This is a genomic window from Sphingobium sp. WCS2017Hpa-17 (assembly GCF_031843765.1).
Taxonomy (GTDB): domain Bacteria; phylum Pseudomonadota; class Alphaproteobacteria; order Sphingomonadales; family Sphingomonadaceae; genus Sphingobium.
In genome coordinates this window covers 15,545-36,305 of sequence record NZ_JAVTIV010000019.1, presented here as the reverse complement: position 1 = coordinate 36,305, position 20,761 = coordinate 15,545, and the positions used below count along the sequence as shown (strand labels likewise).

Sequence of the window (20,761 nt, the reverse complement as noted above, 5' to 3'; positions counted from 1 at the left end):
CTGATTTATGGCGTGATGTCGCGGATGCGCTGCGCCAATATATCCATTGCGAAAGGCTTGGTTAAAAGCGCCATGTTCGGCGCGAGCTGTGCATTCCCGATAACGGCATTTTCGGCATAGCCGGTGATGAACAGGACATGCAGATCAGCTATCAGGCTGAGCGCCGCATCTGCCTGCAGAAGGCGCATCGCGCTGGGGCCGTCAAAGGCTTCCAATATCGTAAGTCCATCAGCCACCCATCGGATGCCGACGCCTTTGGTTTGGCATGCTTTCTATTCCTGAAAACATAGCGCTCGGCGGCTCAAGCCTGCGTTCGCGATTTACCTGAACGCCGGGCGCTTGGAAAATGGATCATCACATCCTCTCAGGCGAGGATACGTAGCGACGCCTCACGGTCATAAAAGCGCAGAGCCGCCGCCTTGACGAAAGCGCCATCAAGTGCCGTAACGCCCACGTCGTGCACCACGCCCGCCTTGTCGAGCAGCGGCTGCGCTGCGGCACTTGCGCCTATGGCCTTGAGATGGCCGTAGGCGTTCATCACGAATTCGACAGCGGCGGCCTCGTTGACGAGCACCGCACAGCCCTCTTTCGACAATATGATCGCCACCGCGTCGAAAATCTGACTGGGCGATCCGGCAAGCTGACCATCAGCCTTCTGCTGCTTGCCATCGGAGAGTTTCGCGCCGCCAACCTTTGGTGCGACGATCACCGCCTTGCCTTTAGCTTTCTTCACTGCTGCCACAACTGCAGCCAACTCGCCTGCATCACTTCCATCTGCGATCAGAACACCGACCTTCCGTCCCTCAAGCGTGGCCTGCATATTCTTGTGGATCGAAAGCGCGTCCGACGGCGGCATATCGATCGGCTCCTTTGCGGCGGCCGACTTCTTCGGCAGATCGATGCCAAGGCCGTCGGCAACCCGCCTGGCGAGATCGTCGTCGACGTTACGCAGATTGGCGACCATCCGACCCGGAACCTGATCGAGCTGTTCGACCTTCGAAAGTTCGAACACGAAGGACGAAGCGATGTGCGCCTGCTCACTGGCCGTCTGTGAGCGGTAAAAAAGTCGGGCCTGGCTGTAATGATCGGCGAAAGTCTCCGACCGTATGCGCAGCTTGTCACCACTCTCGTCAGGGCCGGTGGCGGCATTCACCGTGGCAAAGCCGGTATCTTGGCTCTCACGCGGGCCGCCCTCCTCGCCATGCGCTGCCAGACTGTTGGGCTCATAATTGGCGCGCCCCTTGGGCACCATCGTCTGCATCTTACCATCGCGCTGGAAATTACCGAACGGACAGCGCGGCGCGTTTACCGGGATCCGATGGAAGTTGGTGGTGCCGAGCCGCGAGTGCTGGGTATCGAGATAGGAAAAGAGCCGCCCCTGAAGCAGCGGATCGTTCGAAAAATCGATGCCCGGCGGGATGTTCGAGGGCAGGAATGCGACCTGTTCTGTTTCCGCGAAGAAATTATCGACATTGCGATTAAGCGTCAGCGTACCGATAAGGCGCACCGGCACATCCTCTTCCGGAATCAGCTTGGTCGCATCGAGTACGTCATAAGGCTGCGCATTGGCAAAGGCCTCATCGAAGATCTGAATGCCCAGATCCCATTGCGGGAAATCGCCTGCATCGATCGCCTCGAACAGGTCACGGCGTTGATAGTCATTGTCGGCCGCCTGAAGCTTCAATGCCTCGTCCCAGATGGTCGACTGAAGCCCAAGCCGCGGTTTCCAGTGGAATTTGACGAAATGCGTTTCCCCCTTGGCATTGACCAGCTTGAAGGTGTGGACGCCAAAGCCTTCCATCGTGCGAAATGAGCGTGGTAGGGTCCGGTCGGACATCGCCCACATCAGCATATGCGTGGTTTCGGGCATCAGCGAAGCCCAGTCCCAGAAAGTGTCGTGCGCGCTTCCGGCCTGCGGATAGCCGCGATCGGCCTCCATCTTGACTGCATGGACGAGGTCGGGAAATTTGAGCGCGTCCTGAATGAAAAAGACCGGGATGTTGTTGCCCACCAAATCCCAATTGCCCTCGCGCGTGTAGAATTTGACGGCAAAGCCGCGCACGTCGCGCGGCGTGTCGACCGACCCCGCGCCACCCGCCACAGTCGAAAAGCGGACGAACACCTCGGTCTTCTCGCCCTTGGTAAAGACCGCTGCCCTGGACAGATCGGAAATGTCGTCAGTCGCCTCGAATACGCCATGGGCGCCTGATCCGCGCGCGTGGACGATACGCTCGGGGATGCGCTCATGATCGAAGTGAAAGATCTTCTCGCGAAGGACGAAATCCTCCAGCAGCGTGGGTCCGCGCGATCCGCTCTTCAACGAATTTTGATTGTCGGAAATCGGTACGCCATGATTGGTCGTGAGGACGGCCGTATCCAGGTTCCCGGCAGTCTGATGGGTTTCGCCGCCGCTTGTCTTGCCGCTGGATTTCGGAGTCTTTGCCATTGGAAGATCGCCTTTCTGCATGTCGTTCGATCGCAACGGGGCGGACCATATTTTGTTGTCGCGATGCGTCTGTCGCACGCATGTCGAAGGTCCGTCCCTGCTGTTCGAGGCATTGGCCGACGAAATCGGCCTGAGCCTTCACAACGCGCCAGACGCAGTTTGTTCACCGCTGGATCGCGCCGCGGACCGATTTTCCCCCAACGGCTTAACCTGGGTTTACCGCGCTCGTTATCGCCAGCCATCAGCGCGGCTATTCACGCGATTTCGACCCATAAAATTCCACACAGTATCCCGCCAGCATGGACCCGCCGAATGGTCCAGGCGTTAGCGCGCAATGATAAGGATGGAGAGAGGGCGCCGCCTGCGGTGGATCGGCTGGCTATTGGTTGGCCTCGCCATATTGGCTTCAGCCTGCCTCATCGCCCTAGCCGCTTTTCCCGTTGGCCTTTTCAAGGACAGGATCGCTCGTCACATCGGCGCAAGGTTCGCAACGAATGTGTCCATCGGCTCGATCGGACGGCGCGAGGTTTTCTCCTTCACGCCGACGATCCTGATACGGGATCTCGCGATCCGGCAGCCGCGATGGGCCGGCACTGGCAATATGGTTCAGGCCCAGTCGGTGGAAGTCCGAATTTCGATCCTCTCGCTCATGACAGGCGGCGGTGCCCGGCCAGACGATGCGGTGGTGCGCGGACTATCCCTCGCGCTGGTTCGCGACGCGTCAGGGCGGGCGAACTGGGAAAGACCAAAGGATGGACATGGCAGCGACGCTCAAGGCACCGGTCTGGGGCGATTGCTCGTGCCCGATGGCCGCCTCTCCCTGAAGGATGCCAGGCGCGCCCTTTCGCTTTCCGGCACCTTTGCTTCTGATGGGAAGGGCTTGCGCATCGATACAGCCGGTCGCTTCCACAACGCACCTGCAAGCCTGGCGATCAGGGGCGCGTCAATCTCTGGCCAAAGGCCCGATGCGACTTATCCGATCGCATTGAAACTCCAGTCGCCCTTGCTGCATCTTGACGCTTCGGGGCAGACACGCGGGCCGCTCAACCTGCGATCCATGTCGCTCGATATCCGCGCGACATCACCGAACCTCAAATATCTCGATGATGTGATCGAAGCCGGCCTGTTCGGCACCCAGCCCATCGATCTCCACGCCAAGATCCGCCATGCCGGGCGGGACTGGTTCGTCGAGCATATGACAGGTCGTATAGGGCGATCCCCGCTGGTCGCGAAAGCCGACATCCTGAAGCGCGACGAGCGCACGAAGATCGATGCCGATGTACATTTCAGCGCCTTCGATTTCGACGATCTTTCCGACGCGCAAGGCAAAGCCAGAGCCAGGGCGATCGAAGCCCGGATCGGACCGCGCGTCCTGCCCGGTACCCGCATCAACCTTGCAAAGGTGGGGCCGACCGATGGCGTCATCCGGTTCCGGGCGGATCGGCTGTTGCTGACGGATTCGATGTTCCAGTCGCTGGCTGGCACGATACGGCTCACCGGCAAATTGCTCGAACTCGATGATATTCATGCAAACATGTCGAGCGGACGGATGAACGGCACCGTCAGGATCGATCAGCGCGGCGGCGCCACAAAACCATATTTTGCTATGGACCTGCTCTTCACCGACGGGCGCCTCGAAAAATTGATCGGGACGCAGGGCGCAACCGGCGCTCTGCGCGGCCGGGTTAAGCTGTCGGGTACGGGCGATACCATTCGCGAAGCGCTTGGCAGGGCCGACGGACATGCCGGGTTGGTGGTGCGCGACGGGCAGGTAAAACGCACGCTCGCCGCCGTGCTGGGGCAGGATCTGGGCAAGGCGATCGGGACTGCATTGCGCAACAAGGACGCGGAAATACCCTTGCGTTGCCTTGCCATCGACTTTGCCGCCAAAGGTGGCATCCTTACCCCGTCTCCATTTCTGGTCGATACACCCATATCCTCTGGCACAGGCCAGGGAACAATGTCGCTTGCGACCGAGCGCATAGCACTCACGATCAGGGGGAGATCGCGCGATCCGAGCGGCCTGCGCCTTGTCGATCCGATCAGGATGGGTGGCAGCTTTTCGGCACCGACCCTAAGCGCCGCTGGCGATCCCCACGGCAGCAAGGTGGGCGCGGGCTCCATCATCAAAGCGGTTGGCAAATCGATTGGCGGCGCGCTCGGCCTAACGAAGAAGCGCGATATGGATGATGACGCTACGCCCATGGCGGTGGATTGCGGATCGATGGAACGACGAATATTGGCTGCTCGACCGCCTCGATCCTGACGCCTCGCCGACTTAGCCCTTACTGTCCGTCCGCACCCACAGACTGACGGAGCCGCCATTGACGCGAAGCGCCGCCTTTCCGGCATCATCGGCGGCTATCTCTTCTTCGCAATGACCCAAAAAGTCACGAAAGCTTACCCCGGCATGGTCTGGCCCAAGCTCGACGATCTTGGTCGTCTCTGCGCCATTGTTGACAAGGAGAATGCAACCGGCCTGCCCCGCTGTACCGTGCCGGATAACGCCAAGGCAATCCGGATCATCGAACAGGTCGGTCTGCGGCCCGTTGGCAAAAAGCTGCCGGGCCTCGATCAGCTTTGTCAGGCAGGGAACCGGCATGATCTCTATCTCATGGGTTTCGCCATCCCCGCCCGCATCACTATATTTCGCGCCATAGAGATCGGGGTAGAAGATGCACGGCACGCCCTGTTCGCGGATCAGGATCAATGCATAGGCCAGCGGCTTGAACCAGTCCTCGACTGGGGCTTCGAGAGCCTGAAGGGGTTGCGTGTCATGATTGCCCACGATCGTCACGGCATGGTCGGGCGATGCCGCAACCAGCGCACCATCGAATAGGGTGCGCAAATCGAAATCGCCACCGGCCCGCGCCGCTTCATGAAAGCGGTGCAGCAAGCCGACGTCGAACAGCATTAGTTGCTGATCTACTAGGTCAAGATAGGGCTGAAGCGCCTCCATGTCGGGATGCCAATATTCGGCGACGACGAAAAGCTCGCTATTCACGCTTTCGCGCATATGGCCGACCCAGTCACGGAAGAACCAGGCGGGGATATGCTTGGCTGCATCCAGGCGAAACCCGTCGCACGGCAGTTGTTCCGCCAGCCAGCGCCCCCAATATTTTAGTTCCTCGTAAACAGCGTTGTTTCGAAACTCGACGTCCGATCCCATCAGATAATCGAAATTGCCCTTCTCGCTATCGACCTCGCTATTCCACTCGCCATCGCCATATTCGTTGACCAGCCGGAATACGCCATCTTCGGTTGGCTCCTCGATATGATCGACGCCGGTAAAGCATTTTGCGTCCCAGATAAATTCCGAGTAACGCCCCTGTCGGCCGGGGAAAGTGAACCGGGTCCAGGCGCGAGCTTCGAATGCCTCTTCTTCTACTTCGTCGCGGTTGTCGGGATTGGCCCGGCGCACAGAGACTTGCTCGGCCTCGTCTGCGCCCATCTTGTGGTTCAATACCACATCATGAATGACATGAACGCCCGCCTCCCGCAGTGCGCCTGTCGCCTGCTCCAGAGCAGCGCGACCGCCATATTTGGTGGCCACCGAGCCTTTCTGGTCGAACTCGCCCAGATCAAACAGATCATAGCTGTCATAGCCCACCGAATAGCCGCCCGCGGCGCCCTTGTAAGCAGGCGGGAGCCAGACGTCGGTCACACCCATATCCCGGAGACTTGCAGCCTTCTGCGCGACTTCGCTCCACAGCCCTCCACCGTCGGGATAGTACCAGTGGAAGAATTGAAGCAGCGTCCGTCCGGCCATGAAAGCTCCTGTCGCAGCAAGTGCAGCGGCGGCTAAACGGCCCTGTGCGCAAGAGGTTGCAGACGCTCAAAGTCAGCCCAGCCCCGTTTTAGGCGTTAATTGAGAAACATGGATCAAGAACGCAGAAATCTCTGGAACCTCACGGCAAAACGCGCGTCTCACTCGCTGCGACCCGGGACAACCCGGTGATACAGACGTGGAGCCACTGCGCGATGTCAGACCGCCGACTCATGGATTTCATCTCGTCTAATTGCGAGAGCCTGCGCATCCAACATAATGCCCATCGCGAAACGCATACGACAGTCGCGCGCCATTTGCTTCACCGCGAACGGCTCGGGGATGTCATCAGTTTTGCCAGCACGGCTTCGCGGGTACGGTGCATGGAAAGCGAGACTCTGTGGGAGGTAAGCATCCGTCATTATGATGGTGCTCAGACCCACATTGCTGGAGAAAGCCTTGACGAGTGCATGGACTTGGCGGGCACGATGATGAAGATATCCAGCCTCAATGCGATCGCCGCCTGAAGCAGTCTTTTTAACGCATTCGGAGTTGCAAAGTAGCAAGCGTATCAGTCTGTTCGCTTTGGACACCGTCCGATATCATTCGACTGCGCATAGCCCGTCCGTTACTCCATAAGCACAGGCTCATGCGCTAAGGAGGATGGCTTATGGCGATTTTCAACAATTTCCTCCGCAATCGCCGTCGGAATGAACTGTCGGCAGAAGATCTTCAGGCGCTGGAGGCAAGCATTCACGCGGTACAAAATGTGCCTGCGCGCCATAACCTTGCTATTTCCAGGCAACCGATCGGCAATAGTACCTATCTGATCGAAGGATTCATATGCCGTTACATGGATGACCGGGAAGGTGTCCGCCAACTGGTGGCGGTGCATGTAGCAGGCGATTTTGTCGACCTTCATGGATATCCGCTCAAACGCCTGGATCATGATGTAGCAACCCTTGGCCCGTGCAGGATCGCACTTGTCCGCCATGAAACGCTGGACAAGCTTGTGAGCGACCGGCCTGATCTGACGAAGCTCCTGTGGTTCAGCACCCTGCTCGATGCGGCCATGCACCGCGAATGGATATTCCGTCTGGGCCGTCTGGATGCAGTGGCCCGCGTCGGACATTTTTTCTGCGAAATCGAAGCTAAGCTGCGCGCTGTCGACCTGAGTGATGGCAGACAATTTTCCTGCCCTTTGACCCAGGCTGACTTAAGCGAGGCGTGCGGCATGACTCCGGTCCATATCAACCGGATGCTCAAGGAACTGCGGGAGCGCAGACTGATGCATATGCAGCGTGGCCGGGTCACCATATTGGATTTACCAGCACTTCGGCGTCTGAGTGAGTTTGATCCGTCCTATCTGTTCATCAACGAATGATGGAACCGTCTGGTATTGGAAGCGTCCATTGCGAGTGAAGTTATGGAGAAGCTATGTCCCAAGCTTATGTCTACGAGGAAGGCGGAAAAGCCTTTGCTGAAGAAGGCCAGGTGATGCTTGATGGACCGGATGGGGTAGCGGTCAGCATGACTCCCGAGGCGGCAGAAAATACGGCTAAGGAACTCTTCCGGGCGGCCCGCGAGGCGCGAAATCAGATTTCAGCCCAAGATTGAGTTATTTGCTTTTGATGCAGGTTCTTCATTCAAGCACCACCCATTTTGAACATGCGACCGCTTAACCCTCGATCGATTTCATATGTCGACTTCCGAACGGTCGAAGCTGCGGTGCAATTCTTTGACGAGCGGGGCGGCGAGTCGTCCCGCTCACCATGCTCCTGTTTAAAGCCTGTAGGCCAAGCCCGGATTTCACAACTGCATCTGACAGCGATTGTCATTCTTGCAGCGCTAATACGGTTATGGCGTTGCGATCCATTCGCGTAGGAAGGCAGTGCGACCCGAATGGCTCTTCTTACCAGAGACATTTATTCCTGACCCCTGCTCAGAAATGAGCGGGGGTTATTTTGCATCGCAGCTTTGGCAGGGCCGCATTTACGATTAGCGAGGAGCTGCCCGTCAGATATAAACCTCCTAACAGGCCGAGCCATCGGCAAAAGCAAACTATCCTTGCAGAAGACCTAAGCCACCGCAAGTAAGGTACGGTTATGTCACGCGAGCGCGCTCTGTTGATCCTGCCACTGGCCCTGATCCTGACAGGATGCTGGACTGGTCCGGCACTCTTTACCGCCGCAGATGCTGCCAGATCACTCGAAGACGGAAACTATCGCCTGGCGGAGCCCGGATCGAGTGTATCAAGCGGCGATATTTTGACCATCAGCACCCAACGCGATGGTAGCTTTCTGGTAACGGGCCCGGAACATCCATGGCGCGTACTGGCCGTGCCGTTGGCCAAAGCGGAACCAGACAGGTTCATCCTCCAACTACAGCAAACCGATCCCAAGAGACCCGAACGTTCCATGAAGGCGACCTATATGCTGCTCGACATGGCCAAGCAGCATCCTGTCATCACCATCCTTGCCTGCGATGCGGAAATCGCGGCGGCCGTCGAAGCCAGCGGCGGCTTTATCGCGCGCGATCCGCAATCGGCCTCGAGTTGTGGCTTCACTGACACTGCTATCCTCAAACAGCGCATCGCTGCCGCCGGGCAAGACCTCTTGGAACCGGACATTGAACTGATAAGGGTCGCTGAATGAAGCATATCCTTCTGATCGTCACCGCCGCGCTCCTGCTGACGGCAGCGACAAACCCTCAGCCTGACCACATTGCGGCAACCGAGGCGACCGGTCCCAGCTTTTCCTGTACATCGGCGCGCACGGTTGTCGAGAAAGCCGTCTGCGCAGACTCCGCGCTGGCATCGGCAGACCGCGAGATGGCGATGCTCTTCGCCCTCGCCCGCGCGAGTGCTTTTGGCAGCGGCCCTTCCAACGAACTGACGTCGCAGCACCAGATCCTCAAGGAGATGCGGTCGTGCGAAGGGCTGCCCGGCTCGCTCCCTGTTGGGAAATGCCTTGCCCCCCTCTACGCGCGCCGCAATTTTGAGCTTGCGACGGCGGTGCTGACACGGAAGCCGGACAACGCGCTTCCTATCCTGCGCCGTATCGGACCGGGCTTTGCCCCGGTGCTTGAAGCCGTTGCGCTCTGGGCTGCCGAACCGGTCGACGCATCATGGTCGGCACCTGAGCGGGCGACAAGCCGCAAGCGTATCGCGGCCTTGCTATCGCCCTATCTGACCGCCCTGCAGACGGACGAGGGCCAGTCGTTCGGCTGGTCGATCCTGTCACGTCCCGGCGGCGACTTCCCGATCGTTACTCATGTCGACGACATATTCCGGTCCGACCGCCATCTTGCGGCCTTCCTCAATGTCCTTGGTCCCTATCTGCCAGAAGAGACGGCGTCCGGCGTCATGCTGCGGGACCTGCCCTGTTCCGCGATCGTCAGGCACCCCGATCTGCTGAATGCAACCGGCGCCGTTTTTGGCTCCACCATGGACAATTTCGGCTTTCGCACGGATTGCGCGCGCACCCTGCCGCCAACCCCAGCCCTTTTCCAACTCGACAGAAAGATCCTCGACAGCTGGCCGGCCTGCGATGGCACGATCCGTTTCGCCGCCTATCGCGCCTACGGCGTCGCCCTAGATGCCGCGCGCCTGGGGCAATCACTTGGAATGCCGGCCGAAGAATTCGATCGGCCGCGCGGGGTCGCCGTCGCAGAGATCGACGGAGCCCAGGCCGAACTGACAGGCTACTATGTCAAATATCTCGCCAAGGCACCTTTAGAAGCCAAAAGGATGGCCGATAGCGCCATCGGCGCCCTGCTCTCGGCGGCGCATAGTTGCGGCACCTGAAGTTCAGGGGCAGCCACGACCCTCGATAGACAACATAACCGGCGGATGGCCAAATGGCCGGGCCCTGGGTGCGACGCTCCGATCGCCGATTGCGGGCATGAAGCGAGCGTCCATCAACTCCACCTGCGCCTCGCATTGCCCTCTGCGGACGAAGGCCATCGGCATGGTCGACCAGTTGAGAAAAGGCTTGAGGCCAGGGGCGGCCGCAATGGCCCGGCCGACCAGCGGATCGCGCATTCCGTCAGGGATCATCGGCTGGATGTCGGTGACATGCGTGAGGCTATGAAGAGGATCATATTGCGCCTGTCCCACTCTATCGCCCTGACGCCAGACAAGGTTCCGCGTCCAGAACAGCACCGGTTCTTCGCCGGCGTAGATGACCTGCGGCGTCCACCCAAGCTCGGACGCCAGCGCGTGGCGTGCCATGAGCGTGATGCCGCCGTTGAGCAGGATATAGGCACAAGCAACGACCAGGCCCGCGATGGCAGGCCGCCGCCATGGGAGCCCCAGTCGCTCGCGCCGCCGCGAAAGCCAGATCGCCAGCGGCAGCACCGTCCAGAGCATCGCGTCTATGATGAATAGCGTGTCGGTGTGGAACCATCGCGTACTGAATGGCGACAACAGCTGGACCGCATAGCTGGTCTGAAGATCGAGAAGCGGGTGCGTCAACGCCCCCAGATAAGAGAGTAGAAGCAGCCACGCGCCGTTCATCGGCAGGCCGCTTGCGAACTTTTCGCCTCGGGAGCATTGCCAACGATCAAGAAGCCAGAGCAGCGCCGCGAGCATGGCCGGCATGATGACAATCCCGCCCAGCAGACCATGGGTGAACCCCCGATGCGTCGCCAGTGGCAGCCAGGGCACCCAGCCAAAGAACACGTCTATATCGGGCAGATTGGCGCCGAGGATCAGCGCTGCGAGAGCTTTGCGGGACTTTGTCTTAAGGCCGGTCTGGCCCAGTGCCCATCCGGCAAGGCTGTGGGTAAAATTGTCCATGCTCAGGCCATGGCCCGCGCTACAGACAATCGTCAACTTCGCCATTCAGCCCGGCCTGTTTATGCGTCGAAACCGGATCAGCCATTTTTCAGATAGACCGTCCTTGCCAAGCCGGGCTGATCAGGCTCATCTGAACATGCAGCAGGCCCACGAGCTGCGCAGCCGGCGTTGGCTATCGCGAGGTAGCGCGACGTCTGACGCTGATCTCGATCCAGTTGCGCCTTATCCGCAAGGCATTGAGTCGGTCTTCGTCGATCACGCTTGAGGCAGATCGGTCATGTCACTTCTCGTCGTTTGCGGTCGATAGGGTTGCTGCGGTTCGAGGCTGCAGCCGTGGAGATCGCGCATCCCGGAGCGTGCCGCCGACATCTGGCCGGCCAGACCGCGCTTTAGAGACTGCGATGCGCTGGGACAGATAAATCCCGCTGTGTCCCGAGCAGAGATAGGCGGTGAAACAGGCAACAGCGATCGGTACGATATGCGTGGCACCGAAGAGCTCTACGCCCATGATCGCGCAGGCCAAGGGCGTGTTTGCAGCACCGGCGAAGACGGCAACGAAGCCCAGCCCTGCGAACAGATCGATGGGGGCCCCGAGCAATCCACCGAAGGCGTTACCAAGGGCTGCGCCAATGAAGAACAGCGGCGTCACTTCGCCACCCTTGAAGCCGGCGCTGAGCGTCACGACCGTGAAGAGAATCTTCAGCAGCCAGCTCCAGCTATCGACTGGCGGCTCGAAGAATTTCGCAATCGTGGGCGCCGACGGATCGGCAGACCATACGCCCAGGCCAAGATAGTCCTGCGTCCCCAGGGCATAGACGAGCGCGATCACCAGCAGGCCACCCACCAGTGGGCGAAACGGGCCGTAAGGGATATGACGCTTGAACAAGCTGCTCAGCCCCTGATTGGCTTCAGCAAAGAGCCGGCCAGCCAGGCCGAAGATGACGCCCGCGGCAGCAGCCTGAAGCAGCAGCAGCGGTTCGACCGTCAAGGCCGCGCCGGAGGCCACATAGTCGATATGGTAATTGCCGTGGTGTATGCCCCACATCTGGCACGTCCAGTCGCCGACGATCGCGGCGACCAGACATGGGACCAGAGCCGAGTATTCGAGCCGGCCAATCGCCAGCACCTCAAGAGCAAAGACCGCGCCCGCGAGCGGAGTACCGAACACAGCGCCGAAGCCCGCCGCGATCCCGGCAGTGAGGACGATCCGTACGCCGGATTCATCGAGCCTGGCGATCCGTGCCACCGAGCTTGCAAGACTCCCGCCCAGTTGGACCGCCGTGCCTTCACGCCCCGCTGAACCGCCGAACAGGTGCGTGATGACCGTGCCAACAAGGATGAGCGGCGCCATCCGCAGCGGCACACCATCGACCGGCTGGTGAATCTGCTCGACGATGAGATTGTTGCCGCCTTCGACACTGCGGCCGACCCAATGGTAGATGAGGCCGACGCCGAAGCCGGCGACAGGCAGCAGGAACAACAACCATGGGTGCGCGAAGCGCGTCCGGGTTGCGACGTCCAGGCTCCAAAGGAAGGCTGCACAAAGACTGCCGATCGCGACCGCCATGGGCACGAGAATCAAGACCCAGCGGATGACCGAGATGAGGTGTTCACGCCGCGTCTGGGCGAAGTCTTCAAAATTGAGATTGCGGACGAACTGACTAATAATTGCGCGCACGATTCCCCCTTGTTGCCTGACGGCGAAAGGTAGGAATCATCAGCCAAAATGGCGGTTCGTCCCTCGAGGGAAGGACAGGCAGAAATCCATTGCCTGGCGCCGATATGCCCTTCGCGGCGATTTTGGTCAATGCTGCGATGCACAAGCGCCGACGATATTCGCAAACTCGCACTATATCGCAGCCCGACCCTGCTCCCAGATTGGCGCGGACCTTGTCTTCCCTTCGACCCAAAACATTGCCAAACATGAAGTTATGCGCTTTTCATATCTGCTGGCCCTCCCGCTTCTCTTTGCCGCCCCTGCCCATGCATGGGGGCCCATTGGCCACCGGATCACCGGTGCGATTGCTGATGAAAATCTCAGCGGCGTTGCCCGGGCTAATGTGCAACTGCTGCTCGGCGCCACCGATCTTGCCGAGGCGGCGACCTGGCCCGATGACATGAAATCCGATCCGGCTGAGTTCTGGCAGAAAAAGGCAAGCCCCTGGCATTATGTCACTGTGCGTGAGAGCAACGCCTACAAGGCCTCGGATGCCCCTGCCGAGGGCGATGCGATGACGGCGCTCGTCCGCTTTACGGCAACACTGCGCAATCCGCACGCCTCCTTGGACGACAAGCGCCTGGCGCTTCGCTTCATCGTCCACATTATCGGCGATCTCCATCAGCCTCTTCACGCCGGCGGCGGCGGCGATCGTGGCGGCAATGATTTCAAGATAAGCTGGTTTGGCCGACCGACCAATCTTCATGCGGTCTGGGACAGCGCCATGATCGAGCAGCGATCCCTTTCCTATTCCGAACTTGCCGGATGGCTGACCCGTTCGATCACGCCACAACAGGTCATTGAATGGAATGATCGCAACCCCTCCGACTGGATAGCCGAGAGTATCGCGTTGCGCAGAACCATCTATCCTGCCGATCCCGCCATCTCCTGGGAATATGCCTATCAGCATCGTGTGGAGCTGGATGATCGGCTCAAACGCGCCGGTATCCGCATCGCAGCCTATCTCAATGGGATATTCGAGCAGTCCGCCAACGCTGAGACGAGCCGCAAATAGCGTGCCCCGGGGATCGTGCCATGATCTGACCGGCATACTGCTCGATGACGGGCTGTATCCGATCCTGCATGTTTCTGATGGCGGGAAATGGCGGCTCGACATCAGCGGAAGCTTTCGCCACCTCCTGGGGCACAAGGTGCGGGTGCAGGGCACGCGCTCGGAATTCGATATGCTGGACGTAGATCGGATCGAACGTAGCTGACAGAGTTCAGCCTCGAGAGGAATATTGGATTGATTCCTACATCCCGCATGACGGTTGATCAGCGGCGCTGGTAGCCGATCTGGATCAAGCCGGCGCTGGACTCCGCGACGACCAAGGGCCCATGCCTGTTTGTCGGTTCAGGAAGCAGTCCGGCCGGCTCTGTCGGCAGACATGACTATTGCGACCAGAATCTGCACTGTCTACATTGCTGCGCATACCCCCCACCACAGCGAGTGTCATATCAGGGCGCCATGGGCGACCATTGCAAGATGCTGCCCCGCGCGCGACAGCGATGTTGCCTCTCCTTTTTACGCTCCTGTATTCCTATCTTCAAAGGCAGGCAGCGGCGGCCCCGTCGCGCATGAAAGGAAGACTGGCATGGCGGACCATCTGAAGATCGATTTCGTATCGGACGTTGCCTGTCCCTGGTGCATCATCGGGCTCAAGGGGTTGCAGGCCGCGTTGGAAAGGCTTGATGGCGAGGTTATCGCTGACATCCGGTTCCAGCCCTTCGAACTTAATCCGGAGATGGGCACGGAAGGGCAGAATCTGGGCGAACATATCGCCCAGAAATATGGATCCACGCCTGAACAATCAGCCGCCAGCCGCGCGATGATAATGGACCGCGCTGCGGCGCTCGGCTTTACCATCACAATGAGTCCCGATAGCCGCATCTATAACACGTTCAACGCTCACAGGCTTTTATACTGGGCAGGAGAAGAAGGTCGGCAGACCGATCTCAAACTTGCTCTGTTCCGGGCCTATTTCACCGACGGGCGCAATGTCGCGGACCATGCGGTGTTGCTGGATGCAGTCGAGGAGGCTGGGCTGGATAGGAAACGGGCTCTTACAATCCTGGAGAGCGACATGTTTGCTGCGGCTGTGCGCGACGAGGAGGCCTTATGGCGATCACGTGGGATCAACAGCGTACCAGCAATCATCGTGAATGAGAAATATCTTATCAGCGGCGGACAGTCTGCCGAGGCGTTCGAGCAGGCGTTGCGCCAGATCGCGAAGGAAGGTCAGATGGCCTGATCTTGCTGTGAAGCGCATATCGACAACGAACTGCTATCGTCATTTGCCTGTTGCAGGGGCAAAGGCCGTGATCGATAGTCTGCGTCATTAATGGTCGTTTCTCAGGAGAGCTGCGCTGAATAGCAAATCGAGCCCACCGTCACGGCAGGTTGCCGCGCCAGCTGTAGCATCAGCCTGATGGAAACCATTGGCCGCGATCTTGGCGAGATGCAGCGGGTTCCGCTCGCGACAGCCCATGTCGAAGCTTTACGCGCGGCTGGCACGCCAGCGACCTATGCGGCAGGCACCTATATCGTGCAGCCAGGCGATCCGGTCGATTGCTTTGTCTATGTCGATGAAGGCGAGATCGAAGTTGTCGATGCTTTTAGCGGAAGGCGCTATGGCTCCTCGACCCTTGGCCCAACCCAATTCATGGCAGAGATATCTTTTCTGAGTGGCGGTGTCTGGACAATGCCGATGCGCGCCGCGCTTGACACGCAGGTGGTCAAAGTGCCGCGGCATGCCATGTTGCGGTTGATGGCCGACATGCCGGAAATGTCGGATATCATCATCACCGTATTATCAGCACGGCGTCGGCGGCAGCTCGACAATCGGGATGGGACGCTTGTGCTGATCGGCGAGGATGACGATCGCGACATACGCTGTATCGCGGAATTTGCGAGCCGCAATCGCCTGCCATTTGCGTCTCATTCGGTCGGCAGCCCCGAGGCGATCCGGGTCGCCACCAGTTGTGTCATTCCCATCGATAAGCCTGCGGTTATCTTCGGTCGTGATCGGGTCATCGCTGAACCCACGCCGCATAAGATTGCCGAACTGCTCGGCCTCAATCTTGATGTTGCCCGATGCGAAGCATTTGACGTGCTGATCGTTGGCGGCGGCCCCGCCGGCGTGGCGGCCGGCGTTTATGCGGGCGCTGAAGGGCTCAATGCCCTTGTTGTCGAGGATATCGCGATCGGCGGCCAGGCGGGTACATCGAGCCGGATCGAGAATTATATGGGTTTCCCGACGGGGATATCGGGCGCGGACCTTGTCTGGCGCGGTGAGATCCAGGCCATGAAATTTGGTACGCGGTTCATCATGCCGCGCCGTGTCGAACGATTGGAACGGTTGGAGAATGGCCAGTTTTGCGCGACGTTCGACAATGGACAACAGGTCCGGACAGGCGCCGTCATCGTCGCGACCGGCGTGCAATATCGGCGCCTGCCGATTCCCCGGTTTGCGGAGTTTGAAGGTGCAGGCATCTATTATGCGGCGACCGAGAATGAAGCGCGTTATTGCCAAGGCACCGAGGCGATCGTGATAGGAGGTGGCAATTCAGCGGGACAGGCGGCCATGTATCTGAGCCGATCTGCCGGCCATGTCCGTCTTCTGGTGCGAGGCACTTCACTGGCGACGTCCATGTCTCATTATCTGTCGAGCCGCTTGGAAGCCGACCCTAGGATCAGCATAGAATATGGCGCGCAGGTGACGGCGCTGCACGGCACCGACAAGCTCGACGCCGTCACGATCCAGAAGGATGGTGAAGAGGAACAGACGATTCAGGTCTGCGCGATGTTCGTGATGGTGGGCGCGGCACCCAATTCGGACTGGCTGACTGGTCTTGTAGCCCTGGATGACCAGGGGTTTGTAATGACGGGCGACCCCGTAGATGGCGGCTCGCCCTATGCGACCTCCTGCCCCGGCATATTTGCGGTCGGCGATGTCCGTTCGGGTTCGGTCAAACGCGTGGCCTCTTCAGTCGGGGAAGGATCGGTCGTCATTTCCAAAGTCTGGGAATATCTCAACGGTTGAAGAGCGCAGGCCAAGTGATGCGTCAGCCGAGCATCGCTATACCAAGTTTAACGGCGGCTATGTCCCGCTTAATCAGCAGGATCTTGCAGCTGAGCGAAACCAGCTCGAAGAATTATGAAAGTCCAACAAATATCGACTTACCCGCAACGCTCCTCGACAAGAGTCAGAAAGGCGAGCAATCCGATACAAAGGCCTGGATAGGGACGAATGCTCGTCAAATCATTTGCATCGGCCTGCCCTCGACGACTGTCGGCTTTCCTCAGTTCATGATGCTAAAGCCGACTTTTGGTTAAGCCCCAACTGTGGCCTGCCGCTGTAACCCCTTTCCGGCCAATCAACAGCAAAAGCGCGACCTTCAGGAGAGGAAGGGCCGCTGATCAAGCATCAATCCTCAAGCTGACCGACGACTGGCCAGCATCAATGTGACTTACAGGCTGGGTTCTCAGCCTTTGGCATGGCAAGAAAGCTAATAGTGCGCGGCGCAAAACTAGCAACGGGCGATCGCTCAGAGAAGCCAGTGAGGACAGGCAGTCTGTCGTTTGCACCGAGGCGCAACAGCTGCCCATTCAGCTTCACGCCCATCGACGGCGCGTCTGGCGCTGAAAGAGTATAGCGCAAGCGCTTGCCGGGCAGAGTGATCGATGCAGTACGGGCCGCGTCATTGTTGATGACGAGTAATGCGACGCCACCTGCCCGGTCGGGCTGGCAATGGGCATAAACATGGAGACCAGGCTGGCGCGGCATTCCCGCGTCGAGAACGGTCGCCCCCATTAGCCTGTGCCATAGAAGAGCGGCCCAATAATTGGCTTTGGGTCTGAAATCCTCAGGATCCAGCAGGCTGTAGCTGCCGGCGGCGAGCGTGTTGTGGATGGAGACCTGAACGCCCTGTTTTGCCAGTCGGCCGAGCTGGTCGAGATAGCGGAAGCTGTAGATAAAGGTGCCACCCCATGGATTGCCTCCGCACGCCGCATCGGCGCCCTCTGTCATCCAGATCGGTTTGCCCGGCGCGTAGCGGTCACGCAGCGCCGCATAATAGGCGTGCGTTACGCTGGTACGAGCCAGCCATTCTTCGGACAGCGCGTCGTCCAGCCGAGTTTGCGGCATGCGCGACGCTTCGCAACGGACAGATGCAGCGCCATAGTGATGATAGGAAAAGGCATCGACGTCCGATCCTCCGCTCGCGAGCAATTCAGCGGTGGAAATCGATCCGGGAATGTCAGACGGCATGCCCCATGGCTCGGGTGTCTCGGTAGCTAAGCCCGGGCCAAGGATGAGCATGCCCGGCGCTTCTCTCTTTGCGAAGGCGCGGAAGGCTTGGAAATCTCGGCCATAAGCGGCGGCATCATATCCCTTGGGTGCGCCGCTGATACCGGCGATCGATGGCTCGTTCATGAACTCGGCGGCGGTGATCGTGCCCCCGACCGCGCGGGTGTAGGCAAGTCAGTGCCGGGCCATGTCCTGAGTCCAGGCGCCACTGCGATTTCGCACGCCGGGACTGATGGCGAAGGACGTCATGATCTTCGCATCGGTCGCCCTGGCGAATGCGATTACGCCGCGCCATTGCTGGCGGGTGAGAACGCCCCTGAAGCCATCAGGTGCCTTTGCGGGCGGTGTGTCGCTGTCGGCAAAATAGACGCTGTTCGCCCAGGTACCGGCAACGCGAATGTAGGCGGGGCCGAGCGCTCGGGCGAGGAGACGGAGACGGGCATTGGCAAGATCGATCGGCGGGCGGTATTCGAACTGGCTGACATTGATGCCCAGTTGGGCGTCGTGAGAGGCGGGCGATGCGCTGATGGTCGAACCATAGGGCTTCCAGAAGGCACCGCCCATCACCTCGATCATCTCGACATTGTAGGATTGAAAGCGGGGATCGATCGTGCCGACGCGGCGCAACCGTGCCGAATCGACGGCAGTGCGAAGTCCACTCGCCGGTTGTTGGGCAAGTGCAGGCGGCATGAAAAGGGATGAGAATGACAGCGCGGCAAAGCAAAAACGACGAACGCACCGCCGACGGGCGCGTAAGGTGTAACCGGCGTGCATCAATCCATCTCCCAGTCGGCCGCCTTGGTCGCATCCTCTTCAATCTGAGGTCAAATAACGAATTTTACCCGCACCATAGGTGTGGCCTATGGCGCGACGCTTGCCGGCGGATTTAAGTCGGGCGGCCGGTTATCGAGCCATCGTTGGGTAGAAGCCTATCTGCGAATGACGACCCATTGTTGCCGTTCAGCCGCAAATTTCTCCGCTCCAAGAGCGGACCGTCAGCTAACCTGACAACGCCCTGCAGAACTGGCGGATAGGCAACCTTCAAGCTCGGGGCAGAGAAGCTGAAATAGTGGCCCTATACTTGCCCGCCAACTGAGGTCGTTATGGGCCAGACGAAAATGGCCGCCGCGCTACCAAGTCAATTGTCAGTTCTATGCAGAAGTGACCAAGGTCGGTGCGTTACTGTCGGGCTCACCAGTGGCTTCGACCGACCGATCACGATAATGGCAGAGCCTTACCAATGTTTGATCTTTCATTCTCGGTTAGGTCGCGAGGGCGATGGGCACACGATAGATCGCTTCCGCATCGCCGCCGAGCGATCGGCAAAGGGCTAACCCCGCTTGCAGCAACGGCAGCGCAAGCTGCGAACGCCCTTCACTCAAGCGCACTTCCGGGCCGGCAAGGCTGAGGGCGCCGATCAGGCGATCGCCATGGCCGATTACGGGAACCGACATGGACGCCACATGCGGCGTCGTGACGCCTGAAGTATAGATGGGTAGTGGCGGAAGATCCGGCTTCGCATCCGGCCATTGTTCGAACAACTGGAGCAATTGCGCCGAGGCGGAACCGTCGAGCGGTCGCTGTGTGCCTGGCTGTACGTCGAGACGCAGGTTGCTCGGCGAGTTTACCCGGAACAGACAGAGGCGCACGTCGCCCTGTCGCACATAGAAAGTTGCCGTTTCCTCCGTTTCGACCGCCAGCTTGGCCAGGATCGGCTGGATATGGCGTTCCAAGTCATTGCTTTCGCGAAAGACCGAGTTCAGTCGCGCGACTTCGCTGCCCAACTGATATTGGCCATCGGGCATGCGCACGATCAGATTATAGCGTTCCAGCGATACGGCCAGCCGCAGGATCGTGCTTTTGACGAGGCCGGTGCGCTCGGCCAGTTCGGCAAGTCCCACCACCCCGTCACCCTGTTTGAAACAGGTAAGAAGCAGCAGCCCTCTTTCGAGCGCTGCCACACCTTCCAATGCCGGTCTGTCTTTTACGTCCGTCGCCATAGCAATCCTCAATAATCAGACTGCTGTAGCGAACAGATCAACCGCTATCAAACGCCTTCGCAACCCAGGCGCTTGAGCGTCTCTACCACCCAGGCGCGCGGGTTTTCACCACGCCGGATCTTTTCCATCTGCGCGGTTTCGGCCGCATGCTTGGCGCTGGCCTTTTCATAAATGGCCTGCGCCTCATCGATGCCAACCGACAGCAGTCCGTCATCGTCGCCAACGATGAGGTCGCCGGGATGGATAACCATGCCGTCGATCGCGATCGGCACATTCACTTCGCCCGGACCGTCCTTGTAGGGGCCACGATGCGTGACCCCGGCTGCGAAGACTGGGAAAGTGCCGGCGCGGATCGCCGCCACGTCGCGGATGGCACCGAAAATGACGATGCCCGCCAAACCCCGACTTTCCGCATGGGCGACCATCAACTCGCCGATAAGCGCGTTGGTAAGGTCGCCGCCAGCGTCGACCACCACAACATCACCCGGCTGGGCGATGTCGAGGGCGCGGTGCAGCATCAGATTGTCGCCGGGCCGCGCTTTCACCGTCACGGCAGGACCGGCAAGGATGCCGCCCCCGTGCATCGGGCGAAGCGCAGCGCCACCGGCAAACATGCGGTTCATCGCATCGCTGACATTCGCCACCGGCAGGTCACGATATTGGCTGACCAGTTCGGCGGATACCCGGCGCTCGACGGGCAGGACGCGAAAACCAATGCTCATTCT

Annotated in this window: 20 protein-coding genes and 1 riboswitch; of the genes, 11 read left to right on the top strand and 9 right to left on the bottom strand. The window is 59.6% G+C overall.

Translation table 11 applies throughout. The features are described from left to right. Nucleotides 1–5: 5 nt before the first annotated feature. Together RQH62_RS19800 and RQH62_RS19795 are read right to left on the bottom strand one after the other, a co-directional pair. Nucleotides 6–215, bottom strand: a complete 210-nt coding sequence (locus RQH62_RS19800) for a hypothetical protein (RefSeq protein ID WP_405053572.1) — start codon at nucleotides 213–215, stop codon at nucleotides 6–8. Nucleotides 216–364: 149 nt separating this feature from the next. After that, nucleotides 365–2,446 (bottom strand): catalase, encoded by a 2,082-nt coding sequence (locus RQH62_RS19795; RefSeq protein ID WP_311270373.1) that lies wholly within the window; start codon nucleotides 2,444–2,446, stop codon nucleotides 365–367. 334 nt (nucleotides 2,447–2,780) lie between these two features. On the opposite strand from RQH62_RS19795, the gene RQH62_RS19790 reads away from it, so the two are divergent. Continuing rightward, on the top strand, nucleotides 2,781–4,712 hold the full coding sequence (locus tag RQH62_RS19790) for an AsmA family protein (protein ID WP_311270372.1): 1,932 nt from the start codon (nucleotides 2,781–2,783) through the stop codon (nucleotides 4,710–4,712). A 12-nt stretch (nucleotides 4,713–4,724) separates the two neighbouring features. Here RQH62_RS19790 and amyA read toward each other — a convergent pair whose 3' ends face one another. Continuing rightward, nucleotides 4,725–6,215 carry an alpha-amylase gene (gene amyA / locus RQH62_RS19785; protein ID WP_311270371.1) on the bottom strand — a complete coding sequence of 497 codons (1,491 nt, stop codon included), beginning with the start codon at nucleotides 6,213–6,215 and terminating at the stop codon, nucleotides 4,725–4,727. A 230-nt stretch (nucleotides 6,216–6,445) separates the two neighbouring features. Between amyA and RQH62_RS19780 the strand changes: the two genes are divergently transcribed. From RQH62_RS19780 to RQH62_RS19760, 5 genes are all read left to right on the top strand, one after another. Then, entirely contained in the window at nucleotides 6,446–6,739 is a 294-nt protein-coding gene (locus RQH62_RS19780; RefSeq protein ID WP_311270370.1) for a hypothetical protein, read from the top strand. A 143-nt stretch (nucleotides 6,740–6,882) separates the two neighbouring features. Further along, on the top strand, nucleotides 6,883–7,596 hold the full coding sequence (locus RQH62_RS19775) for a Crp/Fnr family transcriptional regulator (RefSeq protein ID WP_311270369.1): 714 nt from the start codon (nucleotides 6,883–6,885) through the stop codon (nucleotides 7,594–7,596). Nucleotides 7,597–7,649: 53 nt separating this feature from the next. Then, the gene (locus tag RQH62_RS19770; RefSeq protein ID WP_311270368.1) at nucleotides 7,650–7,829 is read left to right on the top strand and encodes a hypothetical protein; all 180 of its coding nucleotides are present in this window, start codon (nucleotides 7,650–7,652) and stop codon (nucleotides 7,827–7,829) included. A gap of 488 nt (nucleotides 7,830–8,317) precedes the next feature. Next, entirely contained in the window at nucleotides 8,318–8,866 is a 549-nt protein-coding gene (locus RQH62_RS19765) for a hypothetical protein (protein WP_311270367.1), read from the top strand. Further along, on the top strand, nucleotides 8,863–10,017 hold the full coding sequence (locus RQH62_RS19760; RefSeq protein ID WP_311270366.1) for a hypothetical protein: 1,155 nt from the start codon (nucleotides 8,863–8,865) through the stop codon (nucleotides 10,015–10,017). Before RQH62_RS19765 ends, RQH62_RS19760 begins: the two co-directional genes overlap by 4 nt. Nucleotides 10,018–10,020: 3 nt before the next feature. Here RQH62_RS19760 and RQH62_RS19755 read toward each other — a convergent pair whose 3' ends face one another. Further along, nucleotides 10,021–11,046, bottom strand: a complete 1,026-nt coding sequence (locus RQH62_RS19755; RefSeq protein WP_311270365.1) for a metal-dependent hydrolase — start codon at nucleotides 11,044–11,046, stop codon at nucleotides 10,021–10,023. 244 nt (nucleotides 11,047–11,290) lie between these two features. Further along, entirely contained in the window at nucleotides 11,291–12,688 is a 1,398-nt protein-coding gene (locus RQH62_RS19750; RefSeq protein WP_311270364.1) for a voltage-gated chloride channel family protein, read from the bottom strand. A 23-nt stretch (nucleotides 12,689–12,711) separates the two neighbouring features. Beyond that, nucleotides 12,712–12,791, bottom strand: a riboswitch (Fluoride riboswitch). A 150-nt stretch (nucleotides 12,792–12,941) separates the two neighbouring features. Between RQH62_RS19750 and RQH62_RS19745 the strand changes: the two genes are divergently transcribed. The 5 genes from RQH62_RS19745 (at nucleotide 12,942) to RQH62_RS19725 (ending at nucleotide 17,063) form a co-directional block, all read left to right on the top strand. After that, nucleotides 12,942–13,742, top strand: coding sequence for a S1/P1 nuclease (locus RQH62_RS19745; protein ID WP_311270363.1), 801 nt, complete (start codon nucleotides 12,942–12,944; stop codon nucleotides 13,740–13,742). Nucleotide 13,743: 1 nt separating this feature from the next. Then, entirely contained in the window at nucleotides 13,744–13,944 is a 201-nt protein-coding gene (locus tag RQH62_RS19740; RefSeq protein ID WP_311270362.1) for a DUF5818 domain-containing protein, read from the top strand. A gap of 378 nt (nucleotides 13,945–14,322) precedes the next feature. After that, entirely contained in the window at nucleotides 14,323–14,979 is a 657-nt protein-coding gene (locus RQH62_RS19735) for a DsbA family oxidoreductase (protein WP_311270361.1), read from the top strand. 177 nt (nucleotides 14,980–15,156) lie between these two features. After that, nucleotides 15,157–16,770 carry an FAD-dependent oxidoreductase gene (locus RQH62_RS19730; protein WP_311270360.1) on the top strand — a complete coding sequence of 538 codons (1,614 nt, stop codon included), beginning with the start codon at nucleotides 15,157–15,159 and terminating at the stop codon, nucleotides 16,768–16,770. A gap of 17 nt (nucleotides 16,771–16,787) precedes the next feature. Further along, nucleotides 16,788–17,063, top strand: coding sequence for a hypothetical protein (locus RQH62_RS19725; protein ID WP_311270359.1), 276 nt, complete (start codon nucleotides 16,788–16,790; stop codon nucleotides 17,061–17,063). 124 nt (nucleotides 17,064–17,187) lie between these two features. On the opposite strand, the gene RQH62_RS19720 is transcribed toward RQH62_RS19725, so the two are convergent. The 4 genes from RQH62_RS19720 to RQH62_RS19705 form a co-directional block, all read right to left on the bottom strand. After that, nucleotides 17,188–18,162, bottom strand: coding sequence for a hypothetical protein (locus RQH62_RS19720; RefSeq protein ID WP_311270358.1), 975 nt, complete (start codon nucleotides 18,160–18,162; stop codon nucleotides 17,188–17,190). Nucleotides 18,163–18,210: 48 nt separating this feature from the next. Next, entirely contained in the window at nucleotides 18,211–18,726 is a 516-nt protein-coding gene (locus tag RQH62_RS19715; protein WP_311270357.1) for a hypothetical protein, read from the bottom strand. A 572-nt stretch (nucleotides 18,727–19,298) separates the two neighbouring features. Then, complete coding sequence (locus tag RQH62_RS19710; protein WP_311270424.1) at nucleotides 19,299–19,997, bottom strand: helix-turn-helix domain-containing protein; 699 nt, start codon at nucleotides 19,995–19,997, stop codon at nucleotides 19,299–19,301. 86 nt (nucleotides 19,998–20,083) lie between these two features. Then, nucleotides 20,084–20,758: an RraA family protein gene (locus RQH62_RS19705; RefSeq protein ID WP_311270356.1), complete on the bottom strand. Its 675-nt coding sequence runs from the start codon at nucleotides 20,756–20,758 to the stop codon at nucleotides 20,084–20,086. Nucleotides 20,759–20,761: the final 3 nt, after the last annotated feature.